The sequence below is a fragment of the Antarcticibacterium sp. 1MA-6-2 genome (genome assembly GCF_021535135.1).
GTDB lineage: Bacteria > Bacteroidota > Bacteroidia > Flavobacteriales > Flavobacteriaceae > Gillisia.
On sequence record NZ_CP091036.1, the window covers coordinates 3329953 to 3347908 of the forward strand.

Sequence of the window (17956 nt, forward strand, 5' to 3'; positions counted from 1 at the left end):
TGTTACCTAAACATTGATTAATTGTAAAATTAAGGCTATATTTGAGATATAACCCTCACCAAAAACTTATGCATATGAAAAAGTTTTTCACGGCTATCGCAATATTGGCAATTTTTGCGAACACCACAGCTGTATCCCAGGAAATTAAACCAAAATTTGAGAAAGAGGGAGAGTTAATAAAAGGTACATATTATTATGAAAATGGAAGTATTAGACAGGAGGGTACGTACAAGAACGGACAACTCCACGGGGAATGGGTTTCTTATGACCAGGACGGTAAGAAGAATGCCGTTGCGCAATACAAAGAAGGCGTTAAAACAGGAAAATGGTTTTTTTGGAATAAAAATTTTTTAACTGAGGTCGATTACAACAATAATATAATTGCTGAAGTTCATTCATATGAAGAAGTAAGTGGAATTGTAGAAATAGATTAATTTTTCAACATTAAAAATGCAAAACCCGAAGTGGAAGCTTCGGGTTTTGCATTTTAATCTATAAGTAAGTATTTAAAGCTCCTTCATTATTTCAGAAAATATTCTGAAGGAATTCACCCTGTCCTGGTGGTCATAAATGTGCGAAACTGCCATAATCTCATTTGCTCCGGTTTGCTTCAAAAATTCTTTAGTTTTTTTCTTTACAGTTTCTTTGCTTCCCACGAATGAATACCTCAACATTTGTTGAAGAGCGGGATGTTGTGAAATCTCCCGAAGTTCCTCTGTCATATCAATTGATGGCTGCATATAATCAATTTTTCCTGTGAGCACTCCCAACATCATTCTTATCATTGAAGTAGATATCTTTTGTGCTTCTTCATCTGTTTCGGCGGCTACAATATTAACTCCTGCCATTGTGTAAGGTTCCTGCAGGAATTCTGAAGGTTCAAACTCGTTGTGATAAATATTAAATGCATCGAAAAGATGGGTAGGAGCGAAGTGGCTGGCGAACACATAAGGTAAACCCTTTTTAGCTGCAAGATGGGCACTATCTGTACTGGAACCCAAAATGTAAACTAGCACTTCCACGCCTTCGGCAACAGTTGCTCTTACTTTAGAATTGCTGTTGTCACGTGAGAAATACTGCTGTATTTTAGCAATCTCATCTGGAAATTGATAAACAGCCTGCATCCTGTCTGATCTTATAGCGTGAGCCGTGGTTTGATCTGTTCCCGGTGCCCTTCCAAGTCCCATATCAATTCTTCCAGGGTAAAGGTTTGCTAGTGTTCCAAATTGTTCGGCGACTATTAAAGGGGAATGATTTGGAAGCATTATTCCTCCAGATCCCACTCTTATTTTATTGGTTCCACCTGCTATATAACCCATAAGAACAACGGTGGCTGAGCTGGCAATGCTTATCATGTTATGATGCTCTGCAAGCCAAAACCTGTTGTACCCAAAATCTTCAGCTTTTTGTGCAAGCTCAAGGCTATTTTTAAAAGTTTTAGATGTACTAACTCCTGCACCTATACTGGCTAACTCAAGTATGGAATATTTAATATTATTATTATTTTGCATTATTTACTTTTATGTGTAAGTCTAATTCGTAGGTATTAGGTCGAAGAAATTCCTGACACATTTCACTAGATTTTTTATATCCTTAGTGGCTTGCTTCTCTTACTGCTTTTAAACGTTTTCTGGCTCTCCTCTTGTTAGAAGCACTTACTTTCATCCTGTTAACCAGGTAAAACATTACAGTACAACTACAAGGGTGAGAAAGGTGGCGAAAACCAATCCAAAAATAACTGTCCAGGCAAGTGGCCCCCAGAAGATTACGTTATCACCTCCAATTTTTATGTTTGGAGCGTAATCTATGAATAATCCAAAGAAGTCAATATTTAGACCTACAGCCAGGGGAATTAATCCCAGGACTGTAGTAATAGCAGTAAGTAAAACGGGTCGAAGCCTGGACTTACCCCCGGCAACAATGGTTTGAAAATATTCTTCCCGGGTTAAGAGCTCATACTCTTCATAACCTAATTCAACTTTTTTCCTATCAATTAAGAGTTGGGTATAGTCAATTAGTACTATGGCATTATTTACTACAATTCCCGCTAGTGAAATGATTCCCATCATTGTCATAATTATAATAAAATCCATTTGAAAAACCACCAGGCCTAAAAATACTCCCGCTAAACTTAGAACTACAGCCATAAGAATAATTACAGGCTTGGAAACAGAATTAAATTGTGCAACCAGGATAAGCAGAATTCCGCCAAGAGCAATGAGGAGCGCCTTGAGAAGAAAACTCATGTTTTCTGCCTGTTTTTCCTGCTCTCCTGTAAACTCAAGGGACATTTCATTAGGTAAATCATAACTTTCCAGCGAGTTTTTTAATTGCTCTACTATCTCATTGCCATTGTAGTCCTGCAGCACATTGGAATATAAGGTTATCACCCTTTTTAAATCTTTTCTTTTTATGGAATTAAAAGTAGATGTTGCATCTGTCTCAATAACCGAAGATATTGGAACCTGTACCAGTTGTCCTGAATTATTTCGGAAGGTTATAGGCTGGTTGAATAGTGCTGTTTGATCATATCGCAGTTCCTCGTTAAATCTTACATTGATTTGATAATCATCATCACCATCTTTATATGTTGAAACTTCTTCCCCGTAAATTGCCCGTCTCAGGGTTTGTCCCACCTGGGAAGTGGAGATCCCCAACTGTCCTGCCTTTCTTCGGTCTACGCGAATACTTAATTCAGGTTTAGACTTATTTACATCTATATTAAGTTCTTCTATTCCTGCAATCCCAAGTCCATTGATATATTCCCGTAATTGTTCTGCTTCCACGAGCATCTGGTCGTAATTTTCCCCTTTCAGTTCTATATTTATTGGATATCCTGATGGTGGTCCTGCAGCATCTTTTTCAACTATAATTGTTGCACCTGTGAATTCCCTTACAGCATCCCGTACCTCGCCTAATACCTGGCTACTCAATACTCCACGTCTTTCACTAAACTCTCTCATAGAAAGCGTGACTTTTGCTTTATGAGGCATTTCGTTTTGCTGGCCACCATCTGTTTGAGGATTACAGCACCCTGTCCCACCTGCGAAATGGCAGATTCTACCATATAGTTATAACCGCTCTCATCTTCATATTTTTCAATAACATCAAATATTCGCTGCTCCACCTTTTTGGTGAATTCATTGGTGCGTTTTATATCAGTTCCTTCAGGAAATTCTATATACGTAATGATCTGGTTCGGTTGATTTTCAGGAAAGAAGAGTACATTCGGCTGTACCAGTCCCACGAGGATAAAAGAGAAAATAAGTAAGCCTAAAGTACCGAAGAAGAACATATAAGCTTTCTTCTTCCTAAGGGCAAATTTCAGGAATTTTTCATAGTTGTTCTCAAGTTTTTTTAGCGATTTATACTGGAAATAATTTACACCTCTTGAAAGCACATACTTGTAAAACCAGAGCAATACTGCACTAAAAATAAGAAGGTTTCCAACAGCTCTTAATAAACCAGAATCAATTATAAACCCTGGTACAAGCAGTAATAAACCAACCCCAATTAATATTACGGTTATCCGTACCAGTTTATTCTTTGTGAACTCTTCCTCTTCGGTTTTCATGAAGCGGGAGGTAAGCATAGAATTTATTATAAGAGCGACAAAAAGAGAAGACCCCAGGACTATGGATAAGGTCATTGGAAAGATCATCATAAATTTTCCAATTGTTCCCGGCCACAGACCCAGGGGAAAAAATGCTGCAAGAGTAGTGGCTGTTGAGGCTATAATAGGCCAGGCAATTTCACCCAATCCCTGTTTTGCAGCTTTAAGCCGGGGCATCCCCTGGTCCATTAATGAAAATACGTTCTCCACAACAACAATCCCGTTATCTACGAGCATTCCCAGACCCATTACCAGGGCAAAAAGCACCATAGTATTAAGAGTAATGCCGAGACTTGAAAGGATTATAAAGGATAGGAACATGGAAAGGGGGATAGCTATTCCCACGAACAAAGCATTCCTGAATCCAAGGAAAAACATCAGGACAACAACTACAAGAATAACCCCAAAAATGATGTTATTTACAAGGTCATCTACCTGGGTTTCTGTTTTAATAGATTGATCATTTGTGAGAGAGACATGAAGGGTTTCTGGCAGGTAGGTTTCCTGCTCTTCGGCAATAATTCTATTAATCTCATCAACCGCCTCGATCATGTTCTTCCCCGCGCGTTTTTTAATATCAAGCATCACTACAGGTTCACCATATTCCCGGGCATAAGTGGTAGCATCTTTTTCATGAAATTTGACTTCGGCTATATCTTTAAGAAAGATATTTCCGTCTTCACGTTTTACCACGATATCTTCGAGCTCCCCGGGATCTTCAATTTCCCCAATGATCCTGATGTTTTTCTGTACACTATTGGAAAGAATATTTCCTCCTGAAATTGTTCTGTTCTCGGCACTAACGGCATTGACCACATCGTTGAAACTCACCTGTGAGGCAGTCATACGATAGACATCAAGAGCTATTTCAATTTCCATTTCTTCAGCACCTCGAATAGTTGCTTCTTTTATCTGCGGAAGGATTTCAATCTTATCCTGAAGATATTCGGCATATTCTTTTAATTGCTGAACAGTGAAATCTCCGGTTAGATTGATATTAAGAATAGGTTGTTCTTCAGAAATATTGAGATCAAAAACATTGGGTTCTACTTTACCGCCATTATCCAGATTTGGCCAGGTTGTTTCTGCTTTGACCTGATCTACCCTGTCTTTTATTTTTTGCCTTGCAACATCAACACTTACATCATCATCAAATTCTACAATAATCATAGAGTAATCCTGAAAAGTAGTAGAGCTTATGTCTATAACACCTCCCACGTTATTGAATTCCTCCTCGAGAGGTTCAGTTATAAATTTCTCCACATCCTCTGCAGAGTTTCCTGGATTTATAGTACTAACATAAATCTTGGTTTCAATAATTTCAGGAAAAGATTCCCTTGGCATACTGTAGTAGGAGAGAAGTCCCCCTACTAAGACAATGGCAATAATTACGTACACCGTCATCCTGTTCTCAATGGCCCAGGACGATATCTTAAATTCTTTGTCTATTTTGTTCATTTGGACTGCTTCAACAAATTCTTAATTTTTTACTTTGACCTTTTGTTGATCCCTTAAATTTCTGCTTCCCTGGATAATAACCTGTTCATCTGTTTCAATACCTGAAAGTATCTCTACCTGATTATCCTGGGTTTTTCCTGTTTCTACAGTCTTTCTCACTGCTGTTCCGGTGCTGTCACTTTCCTTCTGAAGAACATAAACTATACTCTCCCCCATGGAGTTCTTTTGAATAGCACTCTCTGGTATTGTTATAGCTCCTTCAGCAGTATAGTCATTGAGCCTAACAGTAGCAATTAAGTTAGGCTTTACAAATCCATCCTTATTAGGTATGGATACCTCCACCTGGAATGTTCTGTTATTGGGATTTATAAAGCTGCCAACCTGTTTAACCTCTCCTTCATATTGCTTGTTAATTGCGGGAATTTCTACAATTACCGATGTGCCTTTTTTAATTTGATTAAGGTATGTTTCTGGAACAGCTGCCTCCACGTACATATTCTCAAGGTTTACCAGCCTGAATAGTTGATTTTGACCCGGGTTTACAACCTGTCCTTCATCGGAAATTACTTCATCTATTACTCCGCTAAAAGGTGCTCTCACATTAGTTTTAGCTAATTGAGATCTCAATTGGTTTACAGCATTTTGTGACGATTGATAAGTTGTTTGAGCTTCCAAAAACTGGATTTCTGATCCTATATTTTGCTCCCATAAGCGCTGCTGCCTCTCAAAAGTGGTTTTAGCAAGATTTGCCTGCGCCTCCAGCTGTGCCACCTGGCTCGATAGACCTCCATCATCAATAGTGGCGAGTAACTGTCCTTTGCGCACCTGCTGCCCCTCCTCTACGTGAACTTGAGAAAGAACTCCCGAAAATTCCGGATAAATAATTATGTTCTCCCTGGTAGCAACATCACCCTGTACTCTTGTGTAGTGCCTGAAGGTGGTATCAATCACCTCCTGAACAGTAACAACGGGAAAGCCTCTGGTGTCGTCCATTTGGTTTATTGCTGCATCGAGTTGCTCAATTTTGCCTGCAATTTCACTTTGTTGCTTGCTTAGCTCTACCTTTTTCGCCCGGATCTCTTCCAGGTTGTTAGAAGCTATAACATCTTCTACAGAACCTTCTTCAGTTTTCCCACAGGAAACAAGCAGTAGTGAGAAAAGGGAGATATAGAGTAAATTTTTCATCGGCTTATTATGTTTACTTAAATTCATTAAGTGGTTTATTAAAGTAAAGGGTATTAATTATTAGGAGAATATTTGGTGGTGTCCAGCAGGTTCTCCAGAGTCGCTTTTGTTGTTATTACATTTAACATGGATTGTAATAATTCCTGTTGAGCATTAAAAAGCTGCCGTTGCGCTTCACTTAATTCAAAGCTGGTGGCGAGTCCCTCAAAAAATTTGATCCTGTTTTTGTTTTCAATCCTCTCTGCCAGTTCCAGATTTCTTTTTAGGGTTTCGTAATTTTCCAGACTGTATTCATAGTCGTTTCTTGCTGCATTGATATCAAGCCGAATTCTGTTTTCGGTTTCATCAAGTTCTAAGAGAGCCTGTTCATATTCAATCTGCATTTGCTGGGTTCTTGCTCCGCGCATTCCGCTGCTGAAAATTGGAATATTAAGGCTTACTCCAAGAATGGACTGTGCAAAATATTCCTGATCACTATTGAAGAAGGTGAATTTTCCACTATAGGCCTGTGCACCGTAATTGACAAAAGCAGTAAGCGAAGGCAGGGCTTTTGCCTTTTCCAGCCGAACAAAAATGCGGGCGGCTTCGGCATTATTGGCAGCTATCCTGTAATCAATATTTTCCTCGACAGGTATTTCCTTGGAGAGGAGAGCGAGGTCGTAATATTTCATTGCGACAACATCCAGATCTTCACTCAGTTTTATTTCAGTATCTACAGGAAGACCCAAAGTGTGGGCAAGCATTTCATAAGAAATCTCCAGCATTCTCTCGCTGCGGTTTAAATTGTTCTGTAAACCGAGGAGAGTGATTTGCAATTGTTCCACGTCTTCCTCTTCAGCAAAACCATTTTCAAAAATCTTTTGGGTGTCACTGTAATTCTTGTCCACAGTCTGGAGGTTTTTCTTCAGGATTTGAACACTTTCTTCAGCTAAGAGTACATTAGCATAAGCAGAAACAATAGCCTCTTTTACAGATTGATCTGTCTTGGTTTTGGCATTTCTGGAAATTGCTAAAAGAGTTTGAGCTGATTGGACACCTACAATATAAGAACCGTCAAAAATTAATTGGTTCCAGGTGGCGGTGCCTCCAAGATTTTGTTTCGTTCCAAATCTCACTTAAGCACAAAAGTTCCTGGAGCACCTCCGGCAAGTTCAGCTGGCAAAAGGGTAACAGGTTGTTTTAAAAGGTTTTGATAATCAACATTGGCACTTATTTGCGGCAAACCCTGGGAAATGATTTCCCATTTTTGTTTCAGGGCTTTTTCTACTTCCTTTCCGGCAATTTGAGAGGTATAATTATTTTGAAGACCTAAAATAATTGCTTCTTCCAGGGATAAGGTATAGGAGCTTTGAACATCCTCTTCCTGTGAAAACATTGTAAAGGAAAACAGGAGAGTAAAGAATAGAAATACTTTTTTCATTTAATCTTCAAGGGTTAAGATTTCATTTAGTGTTTGTAGGCCTTTGGGAGTTACAATGGCACGCAGGTGATACTCGAGAAATTTTTCGGTTAGATCCTTTAGCGGAAACTGGTCAACTGGGAAAAAATCAGAATTCTTTATGCTCATCATTCCCATAAAGTAGATCTTACTAATAAATTCTACGGGTATGGAGGACTGAGTAAAGACCGTCGTCTATACCTTTTTTCAAATTGTCGGCAAGGCTGCAGTGCATCATTTCGGAATGATTTTCCTGAACTTCCTGGTAGACCTTTGGGTAATATTTATTTAATTGATACTGTGGTGAAGATTTCTCATCCTTTAAATGATTCATTACAAATTTCTTTATTTCATAAAGCTCTACAATGGGATTGTTTTCTCTGGCCTTGATGTTCTCAATTCCCTGCTCTATTGATTTAAGGATGTAAATAGTGGTGGCCTGCACCAGTTTGGTTTTCGTGGAAAAATTCGCGTAAATTGTCTTTTTTGATATTCCCATTTTATTGGCAATCTCGTCCATAGTGACGCTTTTGAAGCCAAAAGTCAAAAACATATCTGCCGCAGTACGTATTATATCTTCTTTCATTTTCAATTTCTGAGGGCGCAAATATACTGCAGGAAACTTTAAAAACTATAAAAGTTTCCATTAAATTATTATTAAATAATTGTGACAATTTCCAGTTGTGCTCATTTGTCCTATTTTTACTAAAAATTTTCAAATGCTTTCTATATCTGAATACCGTGATGTTTTTGAAGATCACATGAATAAGAAGATCACTTCTAAAGAACTTAGTGAATCTTTATGAGCCAATGATCTATATTTTAAATCTGGGAGGCAAGAGACTAAGGCCTGTCCTAACTTTAATGGCTGCAGAAATCTTTGATTGTTCTCACAAAAAAGCTTTGGATGCAGCTTTAGCCATAGAAGTATTTCACAATTTCTCCCTTGTCCATGATGATATTATGGATGATGCCCCTTTGAGAAGAGGCAATGTCACAGTACACGAAAAATGGGATATTAATACAGGTATCCTTTCCGGGGACGCAATGCTCATTAATGCTTACCAGCTATTCGAAAATTATGACGGTCCGGTATTTAAGGAATTGGCACAGTTATTCAGCAGGACGGCAATTAAAGTTTGTGAAGGACAGCAGTATGATGTTGATTTTGAAGCGCGGGATAATGTGAAGATAGGAGAGTATCTTAAAATGATCGAATACAAAACGGCAGTACTCGTTGGTGCCTCACTACAAATGGGAGCCATAGTTGCTGAAACTACCGGAGAATGTAAAGAAGCGGTTTATGAATTTGGAAAATTACTGGGAATAGCCTTTCAATTGCAGGATGATTACCTGGACGTATTTGGTGATCCTGAGTCTTTCGGGAAACAAATTGGAGGGGACATTATAGAAAATAAAAAAACCTTCCTCTATTTAACTGCACTGGCAGAAGCAGATGAATTACAGGGAAGACAACTGGAGCATTTGTATTCCATTAACCCGCCTGAAACTTCAGGAAAAATATCAGCTGTAAAAAGCATTTTTGAAAGCAGTGGAGCTTCAAATCTGGCAAGGAAAGAAATTGAGAAATATACTACTTTGGCTTTTGAAGTTTTAGAAGGAATAGACATCCCGGCACACAAAAAGGAGCTTCTTCGAAATTTTGGATTGTTACTAATGAACAGGAAGGTTTAAAAATAAATACTTACAAAAGGCATAAAGGCACTTCCATAGAAACTTTTTTCATCGTCGTGCAAGAGGTTATAACGAACCCCGGTAACAACTAAGCCCGGCATTATATCCTAATCCTACAAACAGAGCGGGAACCCAGGATTGTTCTTTCATACTGCCGCCATCAAATTCATACCGCGTGTTAATATTTAATTGTTCATATTCCGCAGATAGCTGAATAGCCTGAATTGGCCTGAACATTCCAATGACACTTCCCCCAAAACTTGTGGCTTTATAATTCCTTTGAGAGGCATAAGCTCCACTTATGCCTACACCTGCAGAAAAATAAGAATTGAAATCATAAACTGCAGAAGGTGCAAGAGCGCCAGTGAAATTCCCATTTCCAAAAGATAATCCTAAACTTCCTCCCAATCTTACCTGATCCCAGAAGTTAGAAGGATTTTGAGGATTCTTCTCTATGCCCTGAGCCTTTATCTGTGAGTTTGAAATTATTAAAAACAACAAAAGAAAAAAAACTTTGGGATTAATGAAATTTAGTGCTTTTGTCATGTTAAAGTTCTTATAAGGTGTGGGATAAATATAACAATTCTTATAAGCTATAATAGCTAAAAGTTGTATTTTTGCGATGTTTTACAAAAAAGAAACATTAGTTTCCAACTATGGATAGATTCTCATTTCTTAACGCCGCACATACATCATTTTTCGCCGATCTTTATGAACAATATCTGGAAAATCCTGACAGCGTAGAACCAAGCTGGAGAGCATTTTTCCAGGGATTTGATTTTGGACAAAATGGCCTCTCTTCTTCAAATGGAGAAGCAAGGGAAGAGGTAATTGAAAATGCAGTCGATGGAGAGTATTGCGCGCCACAACTACAAAACCTTGAAAAAGAATTTAAGGTTATAAAACTTATCGAAGGTTATCGCACAAGAGGGCATTTGTTTACTCAAACAAATCCTGTGAGGGAGCGAAGAAAATATTCCCCTACCCTGGATATTGAAAATTATGGATTATCACAGGGAGATTTAGATACTGTATTTAATGCGGGGGAGGTTATTGGTATTGGTTCTGCCACTTTAAAGGACATTATTACCCACCTGTCCAGGATCTACTGTCAATCCATTGGAATTGAGTATATGTATATTCGTAAACCCGAAGAAATTTCCTGGATCCAGGATAAATTAAATATCAACGATAATCAGCCTGATTTTACTGCTGAGCAAAAAAAGCTCATCCTTAAAAAATTAAATGAAGCTGTTTCGTTTGAGAGCTTTTTGCATACGAAATACGTGGGTCAAAAGAGATTTTCCTTAGAAGGAAATGAAAGTTTAATTCCGGCGTTGGATGCTATTATAGAAAAAGCTGCAGATGTAGGAGTGCGTGAGTTCGTAATGGGTATGGCTCACAGGGGAAGATTAAACACCCTTACCAATATCTTTGGTAAAAGTGCGAAGGACATATTTAGTGAATTTGATGGGAAAGATTACGAGCAGGATATTTTTGATGGGGACGTAAAATATCACCTTGGATGGACTAGTTGCAGGAAAACCCGTAACGGTAAAGAAATTAATATAAACATAGCGCCCAATCCTTCTCACCTGGAGACCGTAGGTCCGGTTGTAGAAGGAATTACCCGTGCAAAACAGGACAGGCGGTACAATGGAGATAATTCTTCAGTTTTGCCTATTGTAGTGCATGGAGATGCTGCAATAGCAGGACAGGGAGTTGTCTATGAAGTCATACAAATGGCTCAACTGGAGGGTTACCAAACAGGAGGTACTATTCATATCGTGGTAAACAACCAAATTGGATTTACCACCAATTACCTGGATGGCCGCTCATCAACTTATTGTACAGATGTTGGAAAGGTTACTTTATCTCCTATCCTTCACGTAAATGCTGATGATGCAGAGGCTGTTGTACACGCGGCTTTATTCGCACTGGATTTTAGAATGAAGTTTAAGAGAGACGTTTTTATTGATCTACTTGGCTACAGGAAATATGGGCATAATGAAGGTGATGAACCAAGGTTTACTCAACCTAAGCTTTATAAGGCTATAGCTTCACATGAAAATCCCCGCGATATTTATGCTGAAAAGCTTATCAAAAGTGGAGTTATTGATAAAGATTATGTAGGTAAGCTTGAAGAAGAATACAAGGCAAATCTTGAAGAAAATCTGGAAAATTCCCGTAAAGAGGACAAAACCAAAATAACTCCCTTTATGGAAGACGAGTGGGAAGGTTTTGAAAATGTAGAGGAAGACCAAATGATGGAATCTGTAGATACTACTATAGATATTCAAAAGCTGGATGAGATTGCAGAAGTAATTACCCAACTTCCGGAAGACAAAAAGTTTATGCGCAAAATCGCGAAACTTATTGAGGGCAGGCATAGTATGTATTTTGACAATAATCAACTGGATTGGGCCATGGCAGAATTACTTGCTTATGGAAGTTTGATGCTGGAAGGTTATAATGTGAGGATGAGCGGTCAGGATGTGGAAAGAGGTACTTTTTCTCACTTAAGCATGCTATTGTAAAAGTCGAAGACAGTGAAGAAGAAATTATTCTTCACAACAACATAAAGAATAAAAAAGGAGATTTCAGGATATACAATTCGCTACTTTCAGAATATGGAGTGGTAGGTTTTGATTACGGTTATGCAATGGCCAGCCCTACAACTCTTACTATTTGGGAAGCGCAGTTTGGTGATTTCGTCAATGGTGCCCAGATTATGCTGGATCAATACATCTCGGCCGCTGAAGATAAATGGAAACTGCAAAATGGATTGGTGATGTTTCTGCCGCACGGATATGAGGGTCAGGGAGCAGAACACTCTTCGGGAAGAATGGAGCGTTTTCTTCAGTTGTGTGCTACAGATAATATGTATGTGGCAGATGTTACAACACCTGCCAACATGTTTCATTTACTTCGCAGGCAGATGAAGGTGAAATTTAGAAAGCCTTTAATTATATTTACTCCAAAAAGTTTGTTGAGGCATCCAAAAGTTATTTCTACAAAAGAAGACTTCGCCCAGGGTAGTTTCCAAACTCTAATAGATGATTCGCAAGCTGAAGTTAATAAAATAAAATCCCTGGTATTTTGTACAGGTAAATTTTATTATGACCTTCTTGAGCACCGTGAAAAGATTGGAAGAGATGACGTGGCTCTAGTGAGGGTAGAACAATTATTTCCATTGCCCTGCGATAAGATGAAGGAAATGATAGATAAATATAAAAATGCCGATGACCTGGTATGGGCGCAGGAAGAACCAAGGAATATGGGAGCCTATAGTCATTTGTTACTTCACTTTGATGAAGCTAAGAACTTTAGGGTGTGCAGTCGAAGATTTTATGGGTCCCCTGCTGCAGGTAGTGCTGTAAGGTTTAAAAAACGTCACGAAAAGGTAATTGAGAGCGTTTTTGATAAGACAATGGTTTAAAAAATAGAATAAGAATATAAAAATTAAAATTGCTTACTAATTTTAAGCAGAAATAAATAAAAGATCATGGCTTTAGAAATGAAAGTTCCTTCTCCCGGAGAATCTATTACAGAAGTTGAAATTGCTCAATGGCTGGTAAAAGATGGAGATTACGTAGAAAAAGATCAGGCAATTGCAGAAGTTGATAGTGACAAGGCAACGCTTGAATTGCTTAGCGGAGGCAAGCGGAATAATCACCCTTAAGGCAGAAGAAGGTGACGCAGTGGCCGTTGGCCAGGTGGTTTGTATCATTGATACAGATGCAGCAAGGCCTGACGGGGGAGGAGATGCAAAAGAAAGTGCTGAAAAAGAAGTTACCGAGGAGCGAGAAAAAACAGAATCTAAGGCTGACAGTAATAAAGCTGAACCAAAAACTGAGACCCCTTCTAAGTCTTCAACTCCTTCTCAAAAACAGGATAAGACTTACGCTACAGGAACTCCGTCTCCGGCAGCAAAGAAAATTCTTGATGAGAAAGGGATAGACTCAAAATCGGTTAATGGAACAAGCAGAGATGGTAGGATTACGCATGAAGATGCGGTGCAGGCAAAAGCTTCAATGGGAACTCCCGGTCGCGGAAAGAGAGGGGAATCCCGTAAAAAGATGTCAATGCTTCGCCGAAAGGTGGCAGAGCGTCTTGTAAGTGCAAAGAATGAGACGGCCATGCTTACCACTTTTAACGAAGTAGACATGTCTGCCATTTATTCTTTAAGAAAACAGTACAAAGACCAGTTTAAAGATAAACATGGTGTTGGATTAGGTTTTATGTCCTTTTTTACTTTAGCAATTGTTAGAGCACTTGATCTATTTCCCGATGTGAATTCTATGATTGATGGGGATTTCCAGGTGAAGTACGACTTTAAAGATATTAGTATTGCTGTTTCAGGACCAAAAGGTTTGATGGTTCCGGTAATAAGAAATGCTGAAAATCTTGGATTCCGGGGAATTGAAGATGAGGTAAAGCGATTGGCTTTAAGAGCACGTGATGGACAAATTACAGTAGATGAGATGACTGGTGGGACCTTTACTATTACAAATGGTGGAGTGTTTGGATCCATGTTATCTACGCCTATTATTAATCCACCCCAAAGTGCAATTCTTGGAATGCACAACATAGTCGACTTAGCCTGTTGCAATAGATGGACATGTGGAGATAAGACCTATAATGTTCGTTGCATTATCTTATGATCACAGGATCATTGACGGTAAGGAATCTGTAGGTTTTCTGGTAGCTGTAAAAGAAGCTCTTGAAAATCCGGAAGAATTACTAATGGATAATGATGTAAAAAGAGCTTTGGAGCTTTAATTTCTTCAGAGAGAAAAAAAGCGGACAGCAAATTTATTGCTGCCCGCTTTTTTTATTTTACAGTTTACTAAAATACCTCGAGTAAATTTAAGATGTTTAAAAGTAGTACAAACACCACTGCTACAGCAAGAATAGCCATCCCCAAATCACTTATTGAGCCTTTTTTTATCTCTTGATTCATACTGCCCCCTTTTAATAATTATAATGACTAATATAATTTATTATGCCAGGGAAGAGTATGGGGAAATTTCCCCATTTTTTGTTTATTTGAGGTAGAGAGACTTATTCTTGTAATCAATTACTGCCTTTCCTTTTTTAAGAATATCAGCACCAATGATTCCGTGAACTTTTTCAGCTTTATGATTTAGGAGAGCTTCGTTGACGTGAGTGAGATCAAAAAGGACCAGGTCTATTTTTTTCTTTTTCCAGCCCTTAATTTCAATATTATTTTGTTGTGCTATTTGGGTTAACATGTTAGTAGCACCTGAGCACCAGCTGCCCTGATATCGCTGTCTTCGGCCAGAAGTTCAAAATGCTTAACCGCTTCAAAGCCTACGCACGAGCTGGAGGCTCCTGTATCTAATATGAAATTACCTTCAATTTTATTGATCTTTGCCACCAGTTCGAAGTGGTTCGTCTCGGTGTAATTTAGTTTAATGCGATGGTAGCCTTTAGCTATCAATAGCTTCTTTAAAGAGGACATTCTTTTTCTTTTGAGCAAAGATAGGTGTTCAAAATAAATTATTTTTGCATTTATGATTTTAACTGATACCCACACACACTTATACTCCAAAGAATTTCAAAGCGATCGATTACAGATGGTTAAGAATGCAATGGAAGAAGATGTAAAGCGATTTTTTATTCCTGCCATAGACTCTTCACATACAGAAGCTATGTATGATCTTGAAAGGAACTTTCCAGACAATGTTTTTTTGATGATGGGCCTGCATCCTACATCAGTCAAAGAGAATTATGAAGAGGAATTAAGACTTGTAGAAGAGGAGCTGGCGAAAAGAAAATTTTATGCGGTGGGAGAAATAGGAATAGACCTTTTTTGGGATAAAACTCTTCTGGAGCAACAAAAAATCGCTTTCCGTCACCAAATAAAGCTAGCCAGGAGTTATGATTTACCAATTGTAATTCATTGCCGTGATGCTTTTGATGAAGTCTTTGAAGTTTTAGAAACGGAGAAGGACGAAAAATTGTTTGGAATATTCCACTGCTTTACCGGGAATCTTGAACAGGCGCGGCGAGCACTTTCCTACAATATGAAACTTGGGATAGGTGGAGTTGTGACCTTTAAGAATGGTGGACTGGATAAATTTTTGGCTGAAATACCCTTAGAAAATATAGTGCTGGAAACAGATGCCCCTTACCTTGCAACCTCCTTACAGAGGTAAAAGGAATGAAAGTTCTTACCTGAAGATTATTGCCGGAAAAGTAGCTGAACTATATAATGTTCCGCTTGAGGAAGTAGCAGCTGTAACCACAGGGAATTCCCTTGATATCTTCGGTAGATAAAACTATATTTAAATATTAATTTTGTTCTTTTGTTAAGCTAATCAAACCAAGCCTGTGTCTAGATTCGAAGATATAAGATTTTATAATGAAGAGGAAGTGCAGCCTGCACTTAAAAAGTATGTGCATCATCCAATGATCAAAGCTTTGCTTCAATTTACTTTTCCTGAAAATTCTTATAGTGAAATTGAAGCAATAGCGGCTCAGTGCCATTCGATTCGAGATTTTCAAACAAAAATAATTTATAAAACGGTTCAAAGGGTACTGGAGAAAAGTTCAGAAGGATTAACCTATAGTGGTTTTGACCAGCTGAAGAAGGATGAATCTTATCTATATATTTCCAATCATCGCGATATTATTCTGGATACCTGTCTCCTTAACTACCTCCTGTATGAACAGGATTTGATCATGACAGCTTCAGCTATAGGTGACAATCTTGTGCAGAAGCCATTTTTATTAATGCTTTCAAGAATTAATCGCAATTTTCTTGTTCAGCGGGGACTTAGCCCGAGAACAATGCTTCAGAGCTCACAGAATCTTTCCGAATATATTAAACATCTGCTTTTTGAAGAAAATCGGTCCGTTTGGATGGCGCAGCGGGAAGGTCGTACAAAAGATGGGAATGATACCACTCAACAGGGCGTTTTAAAAATGCTGGCAATGGCCAAGGGAGAGATGAGTCTTTCAGAATATTTTTCAAAAATTAAAATTGTTCCTGTTTCCATTTCTTATGAATTTGATCCTACAGATATCATGAAAATGCCAGAAATTATGGCGAAAAGAATGGAGGAAACTTATGTGAAATCTGCAAATGAGGATTTTAAATCTATTATGAAGGGGGCATTAGGAAATAAAGGGCGCATTCATATAGAGGCAGGGAAAGTTTTTACTAAAGAATGGTTTGAGCCTGTTGTAAAACAAGAATCCTCTGTAAATGATTTTCTTAAAACAATTACTTTAAATATAGATAAAGAGATTCACTCTAATTATAAATTGTGGCCTTCCAATTATATAGCCTGTGATCTTCTCCTTAATAACGACAGTCATTCTTCAAAATATACTCAGAAAGAAAAAAGGCAATTTGAACGACGTCTCACCCGTAGAATAAACTGTGAAAATTCCCTGGAAGTGAATAGCTACCTTTTAATGTATGCCAATCCTGTTATAAATAAGGAAGCTCTTAATGAAGGCAAAATCTAGAATTTTACTTATTTATACTTATGGTACCATTGGTATGATCAAAGATTTTGAAACGGGTGCTTTAAAAGCTTTTAACTTTAGTGAGCTTTTGCAGAATATCCCTGAGTTAAAGCTTCTGGAGCATACTATAGATACTGTAAGCTTCAAAGAACCAATTGATTCTTCAAATATGAACCCTGTTTACTGGGTATCACTTGCCCGGATAATAGAGGAGCGATATGAGAAATATGACGGTTTTGTGGTTTTGCACGGCAGCGATACCATGTCGTATTCTGCAGCTGCTCTAAGTTTTATGTTTGAAGATCTTACCAAACCTATTATTTTCACCTAAGTTCCCAATTACCAATTGGAGATTTAAGGACTGATGCTAAAGAAAATCTTATTACCAGTATCCAGATCGCCGGATTACAAAAGCAGGGGAAACTTAGGTTATCTCTGAAGTTGGTTTATATTTTGAATATAAACTTTACAGGGGAAACCGAACCACTAAATTAAATGCGGAACATTTTCAGGCTTTTTCCTCTCTTAATTATCCTGCTTTGGTAGAATCTGGAGTATATTTATCTGTCAATTATAATGCACTTTGGAAGACGAACAGGAGGAGAAAAACAAAATTACATACAGAACTTAACGAAGATGTTCTAATTTTAAAGATGTTTCCGGGCATAAATGAGCAAACGATTGATCATATTCTCTCGAGAAAAAATTTAAAAGGGGTTATTTTGGAAACTTTTGGAAGTGGAAATGCCCCTACCGACAAATGGTTTATTAAAATTTTAAAAAAATATATTTCCCGCGGATTGGTGGTAGTAAATGTCACTCAATGTATAGCAGGAAGTGTCTCAATGGGTCAATATGAGACAAGTACGCAACTAAAGAAAATAGGAGTGGTGTCAGGAAAAGATATCACAACTGAAGCAGCAGTTGCAAAATTGATGTATCTTTTGGGGAAAGAACTGTCACCAGAGGTTTTTAAGACAATTTTTGAAACTTCCCTGCGTGGGGAAATGTTATAAAATTAACGAATCTTATTTGATGGTAATGGTTTTTTTTTGTTATTTGGCGCA

Annotated in this window: 9 protein-coding genes and 6 pseudogenes; 7 read left to right on the top strand and 8 right to left on the bottom strand. The window is 38.1% G+C overall.

Annotated features, from left to right (window positions below):
* Nucleotides 1-74: 74 nt before the first annotated feature.
* Nucleotides 75-434 carry a toxin-antitoxin system YwqK family antitoxin gene (locus LZ575_RS17025; RefSeq protein WP_235325912.1) on the top strand — a complete coding sequence of 120 codons (360 nt, stop codon included), beginning with the start codon at nucleotides 75-77 and terminating at the stop codon, nucleotides 432-434.
* Nucleotides 435-506: 72 nt separating this feature from the next.
* On the opposite strand, the gene LZ575_RS17030 is transcribed toward LZ575_RS17025, so the two are convergent.
* From LZ575_RS17030 to LZ575_RS17050, 6 genes and pseudogenes are all read right to left on the bottom strand, one after another.
* Nucleotides 507-1511: an LLM class flavin-dependent oxidoreductase gene (locus tag LZ575_RS17030; RefSeq protein WP_235325914.1), complete on the bottom strand. Its 1005-nt coding sequence runs from the start codon at nucleotides 1509-1511 to the stop codon at nucleotides 507-509.
* Between the two features lie 82 nt (nucleotides 1512-1593).
* Nucleotides 1594-5071: pseudogene (locus LZ575_RS17035) on the bottom strand (efflux RND transporter permease subunit).
* A gap of 21 nt (nucleotides 5072-5092) precedes the next feature.
* The gene (locus tag LZ575_RS17040; protein WP_235325916.1) at nucleotides 5093-6256 is read right to left on the bottom strand and encodes an efflux RND transporter periplasmic adaptor subunit; all 1164 of its coding nucleotides are present in this window, start codon (nucleotides 6254-6256) and stop codon (nucleotides 5093-5095) included.
* Between the two features lie 53 nt (nucleotides 6257-6309).
* Nucleotides 6310-7371 (bottom strand): TolC family protein, encoded by a 1062-nt coding sequence (locus LZ575_RS17045; protein WP_311195838.1) that lies wholly within the window; start codon nucleotides 7369-7371, stop codon nucleotides 6310-6312.
* Nucleotides 7368-7676 (bottom strand): hypothetical protein, encoded by a 309-nt coding sequence (locus LZ575_RS23940; protein ID WP_311195839.1) that lies wholly within the window; start codon nucleotides 7674-7676, stop codon nucleotides 7368-7370. The genes LZ575_RS17045 and LZ575_RS23940 overlap by 4 nt, the downstream gene beginning before the upstream one ends.
* 169 nt (nucleotides 7677-7845) lie before the next feature.
* Nucleotides 7846-8280 carry a TetR/AcrR family transcriptional regulator gene (locus LZ575_RS17050; protein WP_311195840.1) on the bottom strand — a complete coding sequence of 145 codons (435 nt, stop codon included), beginning with the start codon at nucleotides 8278-8280 and terminating at the stop codon, nucleotides 7846-7848.
* Nucleotides 8281-8504: 224 nt separating this feature from the next.
* Here LZ575_RS17050 and LZ575_RS17055 point away from each other — a divergent pair, with 224 nt between their 5' ends.
* Nucleotides 8505-9389: a polyprenyl synthetase family protein gene (locus LZ575_RS17055; RefSeq protein ID WP_311195841.1), complete on the top strand. Its 885-nt coding sequence runs from the start codon at nucleotides 8505-8507 to the stop codon at nucleotides 9387-9389.
* Between the two features lie 66 nt (nucleotides 9390-9455).
* On the opposite strand, the gene LZ575_RS17060 is transcribed toward LZ575_RS17055, so the two are convergent.
* Entirely contained in the window at nucleotides 9456-9935 is a 480-nt protein-coding gene (locus LZ575_RS17060; protein WP_235325918.1) for an alpha-ketoglutarate decarboxylase, read from the bottom strand.
* A gap of 110 nt (nucleotides 9936-10045) precedes the next feature.
* Between LZ575_RS17060 and LZ575_RS17065 the strand changes: the two are divergent.
* Together LZ575_RS17065 and odhB are read left to right on the top strand one after the other, a co-directional pair.
* Nucleotides 10046-12828: pseudogene (locus LZ575_RS17065) on the top strand (2-oxoglutarate dehydrogenase E1 component).
* 66 nt (nucleotides 12829-12894) lie between these two features.
* Nucleotides 12895-14171, top strand: a pseudogene (gene odhB, locus LZ575_RS17075) (2-oxoglutarate dehydrogenase complex dihydrolipoyllysine-residue succinyltransferase).
* A 263-nt stretch (nucleotides 14172-14434) separates the two neighbouring features.
* Here the strand turns inward: odhB and LZ575_RS17080 are convergent.
* Nucleotides 14435-14874 (bottom strand): annotated as a pseudogene (locus LZ575_RS17080) (retropepsin-like aspartic protease).
* Between the two features lie 52 nt (nucleotides 14875-14926).
* Between LZ575_RS17080 and LZ575_RS17085 the strand changes: the two are divergent.
* From LZ575_RS17085 to LZ575_RS17095, 3 genes and pseudogenes are all read left to right on the top strand, one after another.
* A pseudogene (locus LZ575_RS17085) lies at nucleotides 14927-15692 on the top strand (TatD family hydrolase).
* Nucleotides 15693-15746: 54 nt separating this feature from the next.
* Nucleotides 15747-16889 (top strand): 1-acyl-sn-glycerol-3-phosphate acyltransferase, encoded by a 1143-nt coding sequence (locus tag LZ575_RS17090; protein WP_235325920.1) that lies wholly within the window; start codon nucleotides 15747-15749, stop codon nucleotides 16887-16889.
* Nucleotides 16873-17905, top strand: a pseudogene (locus LZ575_RS17095) (asparaginase). The gene LZ575_RS17090 and the pseudogene LZ575_RS17095 overlap by 17 nt, the downstream one beginning before the upstream one ends.
* Nucleotides 17906-17956: the final 51 nt, after the last annotated feature.

What these genes read in the sequence shown, in the direction of transcription:
- LZ575_RS17025 (WP_235325912.1), top strand. Translation starts at nt 75, where the DNA reads ATGAAAAAGTTTTTCACGGCTATCGCAATATTGGCAATTTTTGCGAAC.
- LZ575_RS17030 (WP_235325914.1), bottom strand. Translation starts at nt 1,511, where the DNA reads ATGCAAAATAATAATAATATTAAATATTCCATACTTGAGTTAGCCAGT.
- LZ575_RS17040 (WP_235325916.1), bottom strand. Translation starts at nt 6,256, where the DNA reads ATGAAAAATTTACTCTATATCTCCCTTTTCTCACTACTGCTTGTTTCC.
- LZ575_RS23940 (WP_311195839.1), bottom strand. Translation starts at nt 7,676, where the DNA reads ATGAAAAAAGTATTTCTATTCTTTACTCTCCTGTTTTCCTTTACAATG.
- LZ575_RS17050 (WP_311195840.1), bottom strand. Translation starts at nt 8,280, where the DNA reads ATGAAAGAAGATATAATACGTACTGCGGCAGATATGTTTTTGACTTTT.
- LZ575_RS17055 (WP_311195841.1), top strand. Translation starts at nt 8,505, where the DNA reads ATGATCTATATTTTAAATCTGGGAGGCAAGAGACTAAGGCCTGTCCTA.
- LZ575_RS17060 (WP_235325918.1), bottom strand. Translation starts at nt 9,935, where the DNA reads ATGACAAAAGCACTAAATTTCATTAATCCCAAAGTTTTTTTTCTTTTG.